17 protein-coding genes, 1 tRNA gene and 1 pseudogene are annotated in these 14,355 nt (G+C 66.5%); 13 read left to right on the plus strand and 6 right to left on the minus strand.

What is annotated here, in order from left to right:
- Positions 1-239: 239 nt before the first annotated feature.
- Positions 240-1,160, minus strand: a complete 921-nt coding sequence (locus AB0M65_RS34690; RefSeq protein ID WP_364037542.1) for a hypothetical protein — start codon at positions 1,158-1,160, stop codon at positions 240-242.
- A 196-nt stretch (positions 1,161-1,356) separates the two neighbouring features.
- Between AB0M65_RS34690 and AB0M65_RS34695 the strand changes: the two genes are divergently transcribed.
- Entirely contained in the window at positions 1,357-1,953 is a 597-nt protein-coding gene (locus tag AB0M65_RS34695) for a DUF4383 domain-containing protein (protein ID WP_364037545.1), read from the plus strand.
- 4 nt (positions 1,954-1,957) lie between these two features.
- Here the strand turns inward: AB0M65_RS34695 and AB0M65_RS34700 are convergent, their stop codons facing one another.
- The 3 genes from AB0M65_RS34700 to AB0M65_RS34710 all read right to left on the minus strand — a co-directional run bounded on the left by AB0M65_RS34700 (position 1,958) and on the right by AB0M65_RS34710 (position 4,975).
- Positions 1,958-2,953, minus strand: a complete 996-nt coding sequence (locus AB0M65_RS34700) for an SCO0930 family lipoprotein (RefSeq protein WP_364037548.1) — start codon at positions 2,951-2,953, stop codon at positions 1,958-1,960.
- Positions 2,954-3,036: 83 nt separating this feature from the next.
- The gene (gene pcaB / locus AB0M65_RS34705; protein WP_364037551.1) at positions 3,037-4,410 is read right to left on the minus strand and encodes a 3-carboxy-cis,cis-muconate cycloisomerase; all 1,374 of its coding nucleotides are present in this window, start codon (positions 4,408-4,410) and stop codon (positions 3,037-3,039) included.
- Positions 4,411-4,435: 25 nt separating this feature from the next.
- The gene (locus AB0M65_RS34710; RefSeq protein WP_364037554.1) at positions 4,436-4,975 is read right to left on the minus strand and encodes a DinB family protein; all 540 of its coding nucleotides are present in this window, start codon (positions 4,973-4,975) and stop codon (positions 4,436-4,438) included.
- A 99-nt stretch (positions 4,976-5,074) separates the two neighbouring features.
- On the opposite strand from AB0M65_RS34710, the gene AB0M65_RS34715 reads away from it, so the two are divergent.
- The 11 genes from AB0M65_RS34715 to AB0M65_RS34765 all read left to right on the plus strand — a co-directional run bounded on the left by AB0M65_RS34715 (position 5,075) and on the right by AB0M65_RS34765 (position 11,512).
- Positions 5,075-5,147: transfer RNA gene (locus AB0M65_RS34715), tRNA-Lys, on the plus strand.
- Between the two features lie 231 nt (positions 5,148-5,378).
- A complete protein-coding gene (locus AB0M65_RS34720; RefSeq protein WP_364037557.1) occupies positions 5,379-5,840 on the plus strand; it encodes a hypothetical protein in 462 nt (153 codons plus the stop codon).
- A 155-nt stretch (positions 5,841-5,995) separates the two neighbouring features.
- A complete protein-coding gene (locus tag AB0M65_RS34725; RefSeq protein ID WP_364037589.1) occupies positions 5,996-6,445 on the plus strand; it encodes a YbaB/EbfC family nucleoid-associated protein in 450 nt (149 codons plus the stop codon).
- Complete coding sequence (locus AB0M65_RS34730; protein ID WP_364037560.1) at positions 6,442-6,753, plus strand: hypothetical protein; 312 nt, start codon at positions 6,442-6,444, stop codon at positions 6,751-6,753. Before AB0M65_RS34725 ends, AB0M65_RS34730 begins: the two co-directional genes overlap by 4 nt.
- Entirely contained in the window at positions 6,750-7,133 is a 384-nt protein-coding gene (locus AB0M65_RS34735) for a hypothetical protein (protein ID WP_364037563.1), read from the plus strand. The genes AB0M65_RS34730 and AB0M65_RS34735 overlap by 4 nt, the downstream gene beginning before the upstream one ends.
- Positions 7,130-7,861, plus strand: coding sequence for a hypothetical protein (locus AB0M65_RS34740; RefSeq protein ID WP_364037566.1), 732 nt, complete (start codon positions 7,130-7,132; stop codon positions 7,859-7,861). The genes AB0M65_RS34735 and AB0M65_RS34740 overlap by 4 nt, the downstream gene beginning before the upstream one ends.
- Positions 7,858-8,454 carry a DUF3558 domain-containing protein gene (locus AB0M65_RS34745; RefSeq protein ID WP_364037569.1) on the plus strand — a complete coding sequence of 199 codons (597 nt, stop codon included), beginning with the start codon at positions 7,858-7,860 and terminating at the stop codon, positions 8,452-8,454. Before AB0M65_RS34740 ends, AB0M65_RS34745 begins: the two co-directional genes overlap by 4 nt.
- A gap of 11 nt (positions 8,455-8,465) precedes the next feature.
- On the plus strand, positions 8,466-8,870 hold the full coding sequence (locus AB0M65_RS34750; RefSeq protein WP_364037572.1) for a hypothetical protein: 405 nt from the start codon (positions 8,466-8,468) through the stop codon (positions 8,868-8,870).
- Positions 8,870-9,475 (plus strand): DUF3558 domain-containing protein, encoded by a 606-nt coding sequence (locus tag AB0M65_RS34755; protein ID WP_364037575.1) that lies wholly within the window; start codon positions 8,870-8,872, stop codon positions 9,473-9,475. Before AB0M65_RS34750 ends, AB0M65_RS34755 begins: the two co-directional genes overlap by 1 nt.
- A complete protein-coding gene (locus AB0M65_RS34760; RefSeq protein ID WP_364037578.1) occupies positions 9,475-10,722 on the plus strand; it encodes a hypothetical protein in 1,248 nt (415 codons plus the stop codon). Before AB0M65_RS34755 ends, AB0M65_RS34760 begins: the two co-directional genes overlap by 1 nt.
- Before the next feature lie 22 nt (positions 10,723-10,744).
- Positions 10,745-11,512, plus strand: a complete 768-nt coding sequence (locus tag AB0M65_RS34765; RefSeq protein WP_364037581.1) for an ESX secretion-associated protein EspG — start codon at positions 10,745-10,747, stop codon at positions 11,510-11,512.
- 62 nt (positions 11,513-11,574) lie between these two features.
- Here the strand turns inward: AB0M65_RS34765 and AB0M65_RS34770 are convergent, their stop codons facing one another.
- Positions 11,575-11,850 (minus strand): hypothetical protein, encoded by a 276-nt coding sequence (locus AB0M65_RS34770; protein ID WP_364037584.1) that lies wholly within the window; start codon positions 11,848-11,850, stop codon positions 11,575-11,577.
- Between the two features lie 24 nt (positions 11,851-11,874).
- Positions 11,875-12,816 (minus strand): helix-turn-helix transcriptional regulator, encoded by a 942-nt coding sequence (locus AB0M65_RS34775; RefSeq protein WP_364037586.1) that lies wholly within the window; start codon positions 12,814-12,816, stop codon positions 11,875-11,877.
- 196 nt (positions 12,817-13,012) lie between these two features.
- Here AB0M65_RS34775 and AB0M65_RS34780 point away from each other — a divergent pair.
- Positions 13,013-14,053, plus strand: a pseudogene (locus AB0M65_RS34780) (IS701 family transposase); the annotation flags it as partial.
- Between the last annotated feature and the right edge of the window lie 302 nt (positions 14,054-14,355).

Consider the following 14,355-nt stretch of genomic DNA (forward strand, 5'->3'; position numbering starts at 1 on the left):
ATCCCCCACCCCCGGGGGGGGCACCCCCCCGCCCCCCACCCCACCCGCCGCGCTCGGGGCCCTGTGGTCCACGTGACCCTGTCGCCCCCCAACCGCGCCGGTGTTGGGCACGGTATTCCTGGGGATACAAGCGAAGCCGGTCGGGGGTTCGCTTCCCAATTACGAGGGTGACGGCGGAGACGCCGCTCGTCGGCGTCCGTCCACTTGAGACTCAACCGGTCGTCTTCGAGCCGGTTGGGTCAGGGCTCGCCAAGCGCCGGGACCAGCGCTTTCACCACGTCGGTCACCCGCTTCCCCCCACTGGCGTAAGTGGTCGATGTCGGTTGCGAGGTCAGCACCACCACGATGTAGCGGTCGTTCTTGCCGACGACGCCGGAGGTGTGCAGGATCCGGGCGCCGCGGCAGCACGACCAGCCCTGTTTGATCGACCACGGGAGGTCGCCGACGGCGTCCGGGATGCCGAAGTACTGCCGGATCCCGTCGGCACCGCTTTCCGTCGCACCGCTCAGGGCCCGCATGATCGTCGTCCTCGTGGTGGCGCCCGCCTGATCGAGAACGTAGCGGTAGATCTTCGCGATGTCCGCGGCGATGATCCGGGTGTCACCCCAGCGTCCGGGATCCTCGGGCGGACGGGTGCCGGTGAGGCCGATCTTGGCCGCCCAGCGGGTGACGATGGCCGCGCCGCCGTGGGTGGACCACAACGCGCTGGCGATGTTGTCGTCGCTCGCCGAAAGCATGCGCTGCACGGTGCCCGGCGGTGCCCCGTCCTGCAGTGCCTGGAGCGCGATGAGGATCTTCACCAGCGACGCCGACGTGTAGGAACGGTCCGGCTGAAGGGAAACCGTGTTCTTCTTGACGGTGCGGTCGTAGACGACCACGCTCACCTGCCCGCCGGGATTGAGCGCGGCGATGCCCTTTGGATCGATGGCCCCCGGCTCGCCGGGGTCTGCCTCCTTCTTGGGTGGCGGCGACGCGGAAGGAGGCGCCGCCACCGATATCGGCACCTCGCTCGCCTCCGGTTCGACGCTCATCGCCGCGGCCCCCGACGCCGCCTCGGCGACCGCCGGCGTGTTCGAACCACCACGGGGAACCACCAACATCGCGACGATCGCTCCCAGGCACAGCCCCACCAGGAGGAAAACTCCGCTCACCTTGCCCACACGACTGGTTGGCCGGATCACCCATTCGTGTTCGCGGTCTAGCCCGTTCGTGTGGCGTAGGTCTCGTTTGACGACGAGTTTGTAACCGTGCGACAGCGCGGAGTTGACCAGGCGCGCGTTTCCGGTTTGTCCGGGAGGGTGCCTGGGTATCTGACGGGAGCGTGACTCTAAGTGGCCAACTCTGGAAGGCGGAGCAATGGCACGTGTACAACGCGCTCGGATTCGGACGGCCGGGATTCAGCCCGCGCAGATCCTGGCCGGATTGGCGAGCCTCGCGTTCCTGCTGTTCGGGATCGTGGGCTTCAGCCGGACCGGGTTCGCCAATTTCGTCGGTCACAACGACGCGACGGTCCTCGGGTTCTCGGTGAACCCGCTCTACAACCTCGGATTCGTCCTGATCGGGGCGATCGGCCTGCTGCTGACGTTCGGCTCGGGCCGCTCCCGGGTCTTCGGCCTGCTGACGTTCGCCGCCTTCGGCGCGCTGTTCGTCTGGGGGCTCATGATCACCGGGACCGTTTCGACGAATCCGGTTTCCCAGGCCGGTAACCCGTTCAACCTCAACGGGCCGGACAACTGGCTGCACCTCGGCCTCGCCGCGCTCGGTCTGCTGATCGCGGTCTTGCCCGCACGGCACAAGGTGCTGCTGCCGGAAGACGAAGAGGAGACCGTGGTCGACGACCGGGCCGACAGCGCCACGATCGCCGATCCCGCGATGGACGATTCGCGGCGGCCGAAACATGAGAAAAGCCCGGCCACCGCTCGTGAAGAGCGACCGCCGGGCCTCGCCCACTGACAGCTCAGTAACCGTATTCGGATCCGCCGGCCTCGGCGGGAGCGCCTTCCTCCTTCTTGGGGGCGGCGTTCCCGCTCTGGGCCGCCTTCTGCTTCACCGGCGCGCTGCTCTTGCAGCCGGCGGGCTCGATGACGAACCAGGTGCCGCCGACGCCGTGTCCGTTCGCCTCGCCGGCGTTCGCGTCCTTGCTGTAGCGGTAGACGGGCCAGCCGCCGACGGTGACCTGCGTGGCGCCGTCCGCGCGCTTCACGGTGCCGAGCAGTTTCGCGGCGATGCCTTCGAGCTGGACGTCACCCTCGGCGAGCACCGGCGGCCAGGTCTTGGCGCAATCACCGTTGCAGGTCGGCTGCTTGTTCTTCTTGTCCTTGGTGAACATGTAAAGGGTGAAGCCCTGCTGGTCCACAATGGCCGGTCCGATGCCGTCGACGTTGCTCGCGACCAGCTTCGTGGCGCCGTCCGCCTTCTGCTCGGCGGGAGCTTCCTTCGCGGCCTGTCCGGCCTTGCCGCCCTTCGCGTTCGCGGCGTACCAGGTGCTGCCGACGCCCTGGCCCTTCGTCTCGCCCGCCTTGGCGTCCTTGACGTAGCGGTAAAGCGCCCAGCCTCCGACGGTGACCTGCTTGCGGCCGTCGGCGCGGGTCAGCTCGCCGACCAGCGCCTGATCCACGCCTTCGATCTTGACGTCGCCCTCGGCGAGCACCGGCGGCCAGGTCTTGGCGCAGTCGCCGTCGCAGGTGGACTTCGGCGGTTTCGGGGCGTCCTTGTCGAAGCGGTACAAGGTGAACCCGTCCTTGTCGACGAGCACCTGGCCGAGATCCCCGGCTTCGGCCACGGCCACCTTGGTCTCACCCTTGGCCGCGGGGGCGTTCCCGCCCGCCCCGGCGACCGCCGCGGCAGGCGCGACGGCGGGTGCGGCGGCCTCGGTGCCACCAGAACAGGCCGACAGCAGCGCCAGGCCCGCGGCCGCGGACGCCGTTGCGACGACGAAACGCTTGCGAAGCATGGGATTTCTCCTTGTTCGTAGGGGTTCCGCGGCTTGGCGCGGTGAGCTTGACACCCCCTACACGGGCCCCTCTCAGTGCCGGTTCAAGGAATACTCGGATTTTCTTCACGGACTTCCAGCGCGGCGTCCGTCAGCGTCCCGGCCGAACCCGTGTAGCCCGCGGGATCCAGCAGGTCGGCAAGGGAATCCGCGGTGAGGACTCCGGTTATCTCCGGCAGGCCGGAAAGAACCTCACCGAGCGACCGGTCTCGCGCCAGCGCCAGTTTCGACGCTTCGCCGAGGACCTCTTTGGCGCGCGCCTTGCCCAGCAGCGGGGAGAGCGCGGTCGAGAGCCGCTCGGAGACGATCTGGCCGTGGGTGAGGCCGAGATTCTCCCGCATCCGGCCGTCGTTCACGACCAGGCCGCGGGCGAGCTCGGCGGCCGTATGCGCGGCGCCGCCGGTCAGGCGCAAGCACTCACGCAGCAACTGCCATTCGGCGTGCCACGCGCCGGCGGACCGTTCGTCCTCGGACAGCAGGGCCTGGGTGACACCGGTGGCCAGCACCGGGACCTGAAGCGCGGCCGACCGGATCAGCGTCGCGAGCACCGGGTTGCGTTTATGCGGCATCGCCGACGAGCCGCCGCGGCCCTCACCCGCGGGCTCGGTGACCTCGCCGACCTCGGTACGTGTCAGGAACTGGACGTCGATCGCGATCTTCCCGAGCGCGGCGGCGGTGAAGGAGAGGGCGGCCGCGAGATCGGCCGTCGGCGTGCGGAGGGTGTGCCAGGGGAGCACGGTCTCGGCGAGCCCGGCCTCCTCGGCGAAGGCCGTCTGAAGCCGCTGCGGGTAGCCGTCGGGCAGGTCCGCGAGACGCGCGTACTCGGCGTACGCGGCCTGCGTTCCCGCCGCGCCGCCGAGCGAGACCGGAAGGATGACACGGTTCAGCCTGTCGAGCGCGTCGATCGTCAGCTGACGCCAGCCCGCCGCCTTGAGCCCGAACGTCGTCGGGACGGCGTGCGCGGTGAGAGTCCGGCCCGGCATCGTCGTGTCGCGATGCTCGCGAGCGAGGCCGCCCAGGGCGTCCGCCGTCGCCTCGAGGTCGGCCGCGAGGATCTCACGTGTCCGCGTGGCGACCAGCATCATCGCCGTGTCGAAGATGTCCTGGCTGGTGGAACCGCGATGCACGTACTCCGTCCCGGCCGCCTCGGTGAGCTTCTTGACCAGCCCGACCACCGGATTCGCCGTCTCCCGCGCCGCCATCGCCAACGCGACCACGTCGATGTCCGCCGTCGAGGCCGCTTCGGTGATCGCCTCCGCCGCCGCCCGCGGGATCAGCCCCGTGCGGGCCTGCGCCCTGGCGAGCGCGGCCTCGGCGTCGAGCATCGCCCGCAGCCAGGCGCGATCACCGGTCGCCGCCTCGGCGGGCGTACCCGCGCGGACCGGGGACAGGAGGCCGGAATCGGGATCGGCGTTCATCCGCCCAGCATCGCACCCCCGCCCATCAGTGGCCTGTCCTGCCGTCGATGCACTCGCGCAGCAGGTCGGCGTGGCCGTCGTGGCGGGCGTACTCGGCGATGTGGTGGGTCAGCAACCAGCGCAGCGAGAAGTGCTCACCACTGCCGTACGTCCTGCCCGTGTCGTCGAGCGACGCCTTCGCGACGATCACCCGCGACCGCTCGCACTCTTCGTGCCACGCCGCCCAAGCCGCCTCGACGTCGCCGCCGGTGTCCTCGAAGTCCTGCTCGGGCCGTTCGTCGGAGTAATAGAGCATCGGAACGTCCTCGCCCGCGAACTGGATGCGGAACCACCAGCGCTCGACGCCCGTGAGGTGCCTGAGCAGCCCGTGCAGCGACATCGTCGACGGCCCGGCCGACCGCTCGGCCAGCTGCTCCGGCGTCAAACCCTGGCACTTGAGCTCGAAAGTGCGGCGATGCCAGTCGAGCGTGGACGTCAAGATCTCGCGCTCGCCGGCCAGCCTCGGCGGCTCCGGCCGGTCGCCGGACCACTGGGGGGAGTAGTTCTCCTCGGGGATCGTGTCCATGCCCCCGACACTGACAGAGACCCCCGACAATTCCGTGGCGCGCGAGCGGCGGCCCCGCCATCCTGGTGGTCGGCGGCGATCTACTAGACTCGGCGCCACGGGCCGTTAGCTCAATTGGTAGAGCTGCGGACTTTTAATCCGTAGGTTCTGGGTTCGAGCCCCAGGCGGCCCACAACATCAACATAACCGCTGAACTGCGGGGATGTTGGTTTTTCTATGGCACGTCACCTCGGCGTTGACCGCGATTGGGCTCCGTTTCGTCTCCGTTCGCTCTGCTGTGCCGAAGCCCGTGCCCAAGTTAGTTGCAGCGGGTCCACGGCACGCTGATGCTCTGCCACCTGGTGGGCGCCCCGGCGCGCCAGGCTTTGCAACATCCCTACCGCTTCTTGCGACGTTGATGGTCATGACCGATCATGCGCGGCCGGCGGCCGCGAGCACATCCTCCGCACCGACATCAGCGTCGGTCTCGTTGAAGCGGCTGCCTGAGCTGACCCGGACCGCAATGTGGTGGACCGCGATCGTGATCGCGGTCCTAACCGCAGGCGCGGTGACCCTGCTGTGGTGGCCTGCCACCGCCGGGCTCACCGGTGCGGACCTGGTGAAGGCGCGGCTGGACGCGCTGAAGATCGGGCTCAGCATCGGTGTCGGCAGCGGCGGCGTGGTCGCGCTGTATCTCGCGTGGCGCCGCCAGCACTCCACCGAAGCTGACCTCGACAATCGCGAACGTGCCCTCGCCCACCAGCAAGACGTTGCCGCCATCACCCAGCCGGACCCGAGGACCATGCCACACATCGAACAGATGCCCTGGGTGAAGTCGGGCCTCAGGCAGAAGCACGCTGAACTGTTGATGATCGCTGCAGAGTGATGGGAACAACGAGACACGGATCTGCAATGTCGACTACGCTGACCGCTCGACCGATTACGCTTGGGTGTTGATCGCGGGTGGCAGGTCGGGCCGTGGGGGCGGCTGGTAGGGGAGATGTCGGGCGACGGGGAGGGCGAGCCGACGTGTCATTAAATGTGGCCAGGTTGCGGCAGCAGGCTGATGAGCTTGATGCCGAGCTGGAGCAGGCCCGGTTTACGGGGCGGTCGACTGACGGTATCGCGTCGGCTGTGGTGACTGGTCAGGGCAAGCTGGTGGACCTGACGATCGCGGATCATGTGATCCGGAGTACGCATCCGCAGCGGTTGGGTCCGGCGGTGATCGAGGCGGTGTCCGCCGCTAGACGTGAGGCTGCGCAGGCCGGTGTCGCCAAGGTGCGTGCGGTGGTGGACAAGGACCAGAAGTGGGTGCCCGAACCCGCCAGCGGATCGGCACCTGGCCAGCAGGAGGACTCTATTCCCCGAGCCGGGGTGGCGGCCGAGCCTCGTGCCGTTCGCCGGGATACCGACGAGGTCGAGGAAGAGAGTTTCGATCAGCTCGATTTCTTGGACGACGATCTCGAGGACGAGGGGCGGGATCGCTGGTGAGCTACGAGAACGAGCTGTATCACCTGGCACGCGAGATCGACGCGACGGTGGCCGCGGTCGAGCAGGCCGCGATCGGTGCGGCGCGGGATCGTGTCACGTGGACGTTGCCGGGTGACCTGGGGTCGGTGACCGTGACCGGTGCTGGCGAGCTGGTCGATGTGTCGGTGGCCGTGGCCGCGATGAAGGACTACAGCGCGTCGAGTTTGTCGCGGCAGCTGCTGCTGGGGATCCAGCGGGCAGAGGAGACCGCGGCCCAGCGGTATGAGGCGGCGATCGCTGCCGTTCGGGATGAGGAGCGGCTGGTATGAGCTTTCCGGATCCGTTCGACCCCGGCCCCGGCCAGGGCTATCACGTCTACCCAGAGAAGCTGCGAGCCGCCGCCGACACGATCGCGGAGGCGGCGGACCTGCTGCAGAACTTCGCGATCGTGGATCTGGCGAACGTCGCGCTCGGTCCGTATGACCTCGGTTTGCCGGGGGCGGCGACGAACCTGATGCCGGGGCTCGACGGCCTGGGGACGGTGGACCGGTACAACGCGGCCATCGACGCGATTCAGCGGATCACGGCCGAGAATTCGACCCAGCTCGCTGTGCTGAGCGCAGCGTTGGGCAAGGCCGCGAACCATTATGAGCAGCTGGATCAGGAAGCGTATGAGCGGATGAAGAAGCTGGAGGGTGAGATCAAGTGACCACCCCCGACTCCGGCCAGGCCGCCGCGGAGCTCACCACCATGACCTATCCGGAGGCCACAGACCAGAAGATCCGGGAGTACGCGGACCTGATCGGCGCGTACGGGATCATCGGACTGCTCGACAAGCTCCGCGTGTTCGTCGCCGGCGACCTTCAGAAAACGCTGGATCTCGCGGACGCGTTCGCCAAGCAGAGCAGGTTGAAGCTCGCAGCCGAGAAGGTCAATGACGCCAAGCTGTCGCTGAACGCCGCGTGGCATGGCGACGCGTTCGACCAGTACTCCATGTATTCCGGAATGGCCGTCGACAGCCTGAACAAGGGCCAGGCCTCCGTCACGAGCCTGACCAAAACGGTGAGCACGGTCGCGATCACGGTGATCGACACATACAAGAACCTGTTGCTCGCGCTCGGCAACTGTGCGGCCAACCTCGCGCAACTGAGCGGGAAGTTCGCGATCGTTCTCGGCTCGCTGCTAGTTCCGCCGTTGGCCGTGTTGTCGGCCAAGGACTTCGTGGACGCGATCAACTCGGCGTTCGAGAAGTTCTGGCGTGACTGCAACACGCTCCTCGCCAGCATGATCACCAACATCGGGGCGCTGGTCGGAAGCGGACTCGAGCTCACGGCCATCGAAACCACCTTCCCCAAGATCCCGGATGTCGGCACGAGTGCCGAGGTGGTCGGGGAACCCCACCGCTGGCGGATCAAGCCGGGAGCCGATCCTTCGTGACACCACGTCTCGCCCCAGGACTCGCCCTGCTGATGGCTGCTGCGATGGTGGTGGCCGGCTGCGGAACGAGCCCGCCTCCACGGCCACCGGAACCGTCGGTGTCGGTCCCGCCGATCCCCGCCCAGCTGAACGGCGCCAAGTTCAAAGCAGATCCGTGCACGGCGGTCACCGTGCAACAGCTGCAGAGCATCGGCTTCGCCGACAACGGCACCGTGCAGCGCGACAGGGATGGAAAGTGCCTGATCGCGTTCGGCCGGGTGGTCGAGGTGACCGCGCTATGGCATCCGGTGCTGGAGGACAACATCAGCACGCTGTACCGCGATCACGCTACGGGCCGCCATAACCCGAAAAACTGGGAAGAAGTCACGATCAACGGCTACCCCGCGGTGATCACGGAAATCGAGGAGAACATCCCGACCAAGCAGGACGAGGGACCTCTGGCGTGCAGGCTGGCTCTCGGCGTCGACGACACCACCCTGGTGTACGTGGGGGCCGAAACACTCGGTCGCGAGGAAGCCGGTCCCTGGAAGAACGACCCCTGCGGCGCGGCCAAGAAGATCTCGGAGATCGTCATCGACAACCTCCGCGGCTAGGAGAGGACGGGATGGCTGAACAGAACACCGTCGGCGACGACTTCTCCTTGGCTGGTCTGAACTTCTTCGTCGCCGACGATCTCAACAGGGCCGGTTCCGCAGGCGGGTTCACTCTGAGCCGGGAGGACATGACCGCGGAGCTGGAGAACCTGCGGCGCCTTCATAACCGGATCGAGATCCAGCGAAGGCGCGCCGCTCCTCTGTGGTCGATCGTGTCGCCCGGGAGCGATCCGGCCTCCGTGCGTAACACCACCGCCAGCAACGCCTCTGGAGAGTCTTACGATGATCTCCTTACCCGGCAGAGCCAGTTCGTGGCGACCATCATCGGAAAGATCGAGACCGCTTTGGGGATGACACAGCGGCACGACGAGCAGGCGGCCGCGGAGATCGGCAACGTCGGTGGAGGACACTTCTGATGCGGTACATGGCCTTGATGGTGCTGGCGACGGCGTCGGTCCTGCTGCTGGCCGGATGCACCGAGAAACCGCAGACACCCCCGGCCACCAGCTCGGGACCATCGTCGACAGCGGCTCTGCCGTACGCGGACGCGCCGAGGGTCGGCAATCCCATGCCGGCCACGGTAATCCAGCGTGATCCGTGCGAGGTCCTGACCCCGGCGCAGATTTCGTCGCTGTTCCAACGCCAGCCGGAGGTCCAGCCGGCCCAGGACACCGGGATCGCGCGGGATTGCCGATGGGCCGACATCAGCCGCGGTTCGAGTATCGGCATTCAGATGCTGTACGCGGCGCGGGACGGCCTGAGCCAGTTCTACGCGAACAAGCAGAGATATAAGCTGTGGGAGCCTCTGGAGCCGGTGCAGGGCTACCCGGTTGTGGCCTACGGGGGAAACGACACGCGGCAGACGCTGGGGGACTGCGCGGTGCTGGTCGGGGTCGCGGACAACGCTGTTTTCGAGGTCGATGTGAACGTCGTGGACTCGAAGGTGGGGACCGTTGATCCCTGTACGGATGCTCGGATGGTGGCGGATCTGGCCGTGACGACGTTGAAGAGCGGCGCCTGATGAGTTTCGCGCCGACCGAGGCCATGATGGCCTATCTGCAGAAGCTGCAGGCCGAAGGCAAGCTGATCGTGCCCGCCGACCTCGTCCGCATGGTCAAGACCGGGCCCGGCACGGCCAGCCTTGGCGAGGCCCAGCGCGCGGGAGCGCTGCAGGCCCAGGAACAGCAAGGTATCGAGGCGGACACATTGGCGGCGGTCGCGCGGCTGGAGAACGCCTGGACGGGACAAGGTGGCGACGCTGCCCGGGCCGGGTTGCGCCCGCTCGCGCAGGCGGCCACGCAGGCCTCGGCCGCGCTGCACGGCAGCCAGAATACGCTGGCCGATCAGGATCACGCGTTCCAGGCAACGCGGGATTCGATGGTCGAGATCTCGGCTACGCCACCGCAGCGGAACGTCCTTGACGTTGCGAGCCCGTGGGACACCGACACCGAGATCCAGCTCAACGAGCGTAACGCTGCGATCCAGCGTAACAACGAGATCTACAACAGCTTCACACGCACCAGTGACGGGCACGCCCAGGTGATGCCGGTCGAGTTCGGCCATATCGCCGGCGAGTCCGACGGGGCCTTCTCCGTCGGCCAGACCCCCGGCACTGGTGGGACCGCGGAGAAGCGTGAGATCACGGGCCCCGGCAGGACATCCGACGGCGAACCCGTCGGCGTTACCGGACGCGCCGTACAGGCCGATCACCGCGCGGGTGCCGGGCCAGGGCATGACGAGGACGCGTTGCCGGACCAGGCCACGGGCGGGCAGCGGCCGGGCGGCGCACCTGTGCCACCGGGCAGGGACGATGGGACCGAGGCCGCCGGGTTCGTGCGCCCGGCCCCGTCGGGCATCGACCTTCCGAACCTGCCGGGATCAGGAGTAGGGAATCTTCCGGCCGCGGGTGGCGGCGCGGACACACTGAACTACGTGGCGGGACCGGGCCGGCCTGATGCCGGTCCGGTCGTGCCGCCGTACGGCCGCGGTGGTTCTCCCGGCGCGATAAGGCCGGGAGGACCGGGCAGGTCGGCGGGGTCGGGGCCGTATGGGGCGGTTAGTGAGGCTGCTGGGCGTGTCGGCGCGGGTGGTCAGGGTCCGGCGGGTGCTCGCGGCGCAGGGGGTGTGCCGGTCGTGCCTGCCGCTGGGCGTGGCAAGGGCAAGGAAGAGGACAAGGAGAAGAAGTCTCCGGAGTATCTGCAGGAGCCGGACCCGCAGGGGCTGTTCGGCTACACCGGCCGGGTACCGCCGCCGGTGATCGGTAAGTAGAACCGGCAGAGGAGACAGAGGGGTGCTCGACGAGCCGGTGACGGTACCGCGCCTGGCGGTGGCTCAAGCGTGGGAGTGGGAGCGGATCGGGCCGGTCCACCCGGTGATCGGCCCAGTGGAAGTGTGGGTCGAACCTGATGCGGAACACGAACTCGAGGAGCTGACCCGGCAGGCCCTGGCACAGCCCGGCTTCTACGAACTACGGCGCGGCCGGATCGCCGGCTGGTTCCGGGACCTGATGCTGGCCATCGCCTCGTCGAGCCACGAGTGCTATGGCTTCTCAACCGACCGCACCGGCCGGAATCGCTCGATCCTGGCGGTACCGGCAGGAAAACACGGCGCCCTCATCACTGTCGAGGACGACCTTCTGACGCTGGAACAGATACGGTCCACCCGGGTCATCCGGTCGGTTGCCGAGGCGCTGCCGGAGTACCCTCCCGCCGCGGTCATTGAGCGATCGGTTCCGCGCATGGAGTACCTGGCAAGCACGGACGATGACTCGTACACCTTGGACACAAGGACGGATTACACAGCCGATGATCCGGCCGACCAGTTGCGCGGCCTGATGGCCGCGCGGCGGTTCGCCAGCCATCAGCTCTACGTTGCCGCTCGCTCGAACGGAATCAGACGCGCCAGTGTGCCGCTGACGGCCGTCGACACGGCAGACCATGGCAGGATTCTGACCTATCTCCGACCGGGAATTGATGATCTCGAGATCGCCTGGGGCCCGGGCAGTCCGACGTACATCGCTGAGACCCTGCACAACACGCTAGAGGCACTGCAGGCCTAATTACGGCTCGTGCATTAGCCAGCCGAGCACACCCCTGCGCAGAGCGGACTTCTGCGACAGCGTCAGTCGCCCTGCTTCTCCGGTGCTGGCTTTGGCATGTTCCATATTTCCTGTTCATTGGCGTGCGTTCGAAGTAGCTCAGCGGTCGTCGCCAGCTGGTCGGCAAGGTCGCGTTGCGCAGCGGCGGACAGCTTGTTCGCGAGCAGTGAGGTGACCGCCAGCGGAATGTCCTTGGTGCAGCCGGTCAACTCCCGTACCAGTGCTGCGGTATTACGGTTCATGGCTACCTCGCGTACTTGCGGTGTTGTGAAGAATCTCGCCGCCTCGACAGGTGACATGGCGGTATGGACCGAGATGAAGCGTTAGTGGACGAACTCAGAGGCTGGGAGATGCGGCCGCAGTGGGATTCCATTCTTGGACTGTACTGCCCTGTCAGCGGTGCTATAAATAGAGTTGATCTTTTGGGTTGACTGATGGCCGCTTAAAGCGCTCTCGTGAAACTTCTCCAGCTTCCGAAGGTACGGAACCATGTCTTCTCGATCTTCCATGATTAAGGTTGCGCTGGCCGTGTGAATGGTGAGAACCGAATTATCGTCGAAGTCATCGAAGAAGCTGAAAGGAATGCTAAATTCGTAATCGAAGCACGATGTCGGGATGATGTGTACGTGGCAATGTGGCAGACATTCGGCGATTGTCAAATTAATGAGCTGTTCCTCCATGATTTCGTGCATGATGGTGTCTCGAAGAACGATCTCGTCGATGTAGAACGTGGCATCGAAGCCTGGGCGCGCGTTCTTGAGTATGTCTTGTCGTGCCATGCGGGAGCGAACACTTGCTGTGACAACAGGATCCTTGGGATCTCTGTCCCGTCGCAGAACCGCTTCCGCGTACCGCTCGGTCTGCAGCAGTGAAGGGATCCGCTGCGGCTCATAGAAGGTCATCTTTTTGGCGCTCGCGTGGAGAAACTCGAGCGTGGGGAGTCGGTCGTGGAGGCCCACTGGGTGGCGCTGGAGGTCGTAGCCATTGGCGGGAATCTCGGATAGCCGCTTCAGTCGGTTGAATTCTTTAGGGGCGGTCCGTATGCGCGCAAGATAGGTGACGGTTTCCATGGTGGATCCTTCGCGCTGGCCACTTTCCATTCGGGATACCCTTGGAGCCCCCCAATCGAGGGTGCGGCAGATGTCAACTTGGTTCAGCCCTACCTCTTCTCGGGCCCGCCGAAGAGCGGTACCTATCTCTCGGCTCTTGGCCGTAGTCTCCTCGGGGCGCGTGGATGACAGGGCCTTGGGGTCTGGCTTGTACACGGTGAATCACTTTCTCGGTGGGATGGTTGCGTCGGCGAGGACTTCGCGGCTAGTACTCCAGCCGGACTTCGTGATGTCGCTGGTGGGCTGCCTGGAAACAGGTGCGGCCACCAGTTGATCATGGTCGGTTGTGTGGACTAACCCTGATCGGCTGGTGGCCGCGGGCCCTAGCGTAAACCCTGACCGATGGCGTGTGATGTTCGAGGAGTTGATCAGCCGGATCTCCGGCCGGTTCACCCGCGTCGAACCCCGCAGGAGAGCGCGGGTGTTGCTGCTGGGGTTGCTGTCGGACCTGCCCGCCAAGAATTGCTGGACGATGTCCGAACACGCCGGCGAGGACACCCCCGACGGGATGCAACACCTGCTGCGTAAGGCAGTCTGGGACGCGGACAAGGTCCGCGACGACCTGCGCGAGTACGTCACCGAACACCTCGGCGACGCCGGTGCGGTGCTGGTTGTCGACGAGACCGGCGATCTGAAGAAAGGCGTTCACACCGTCGGGGTGCAACGCCAATACACCGGCACCGCTGGGCGGATCGAGAACGCCCAGGTCGCGGTGTATCTGACCTACGCCACCGACGCGGGGCACGCGTTCATCGACCGGGCCTTGTATCTGCCGAAATCCTGGACCGGCGATCCCAGCCGGTCCGCGGACGCCGGAATACCCGCGGACACTGCGTTCGCGACGAAACCGGCCTTGGCGAAAACCATGATCGGCCGTGCACTCGACGCTGGGGTGACGGCAGCGTGGGTAGCTGGCGACGAGGTCTACGGCGCCGACCCCGGCCTCCGCGAGGACCTCGAAACCCGGGGCGTCGGATACGTGCTCGCCATCGGCCGTGACCGCAGAGTCGCCACCCCGGCGGGCACGTTGCGCGCCGACGCTCTCGCCGCACGCCTGCCGAAACACGTGTGGCAACGGCTTTCCGCAGGCGCTGGGGCGAAAGGACACCGCTACTATGACTGGGCCTGGATCGACATCGACGAGCCCGACGGGCATCGGTGGCTGCTGATCCGCCGCAATCGCACCACCGGTGAACTGGCGTTCTACCGTTGCTACGCACCCCATCCGATTCCACTGCGCATCCTGGTCGGCGTCGCGGGCAGGCGGTGGACCGTCGAAGAATCCTTCCAGACCGGCAAAGGACTCACAGGTCTCGACCAGCACCAGGTCCGCACATGGACCTCCTGGCACCGCTGGACGATCATGGCGATGCTCGCCCACGCCTTCCTCGCCGCCGTCGCCACCACCGAACAAGCCGACGAAACAACACCGAACGGATGGATTGCGTTGACCTGCAACGAAATCCACCACCTGTTCACCACTCTGATCAGCCGACCGATTCTCGATGTCGCACACCGGATCCGCTGCTCGACATGGCGCAGACGCCACCAACACCGCGCCCGGCTAGGCCACTACCAGCGACAATCCACCCGCGAGCCAGGGACTGTAACGCGAACGGTGTTTCCGGCCGTGGTTGTCAGTAGGTCTCAGCTCCCGGCCAGCGGTCACTGAAGGTGATCGAGAACGCGTTCAAC

The sequence above is a fragment of the Amycolatopsis sp. NPDC051071 genome, assembly GCF_040682875.1.
In the GTDB taxonomy this organism is placed as follows: Bacteria; Actinomycetota; Actinomycetes; order Mycobacteriales; family Pseudonocardiaceae; genus Amycolatopsis.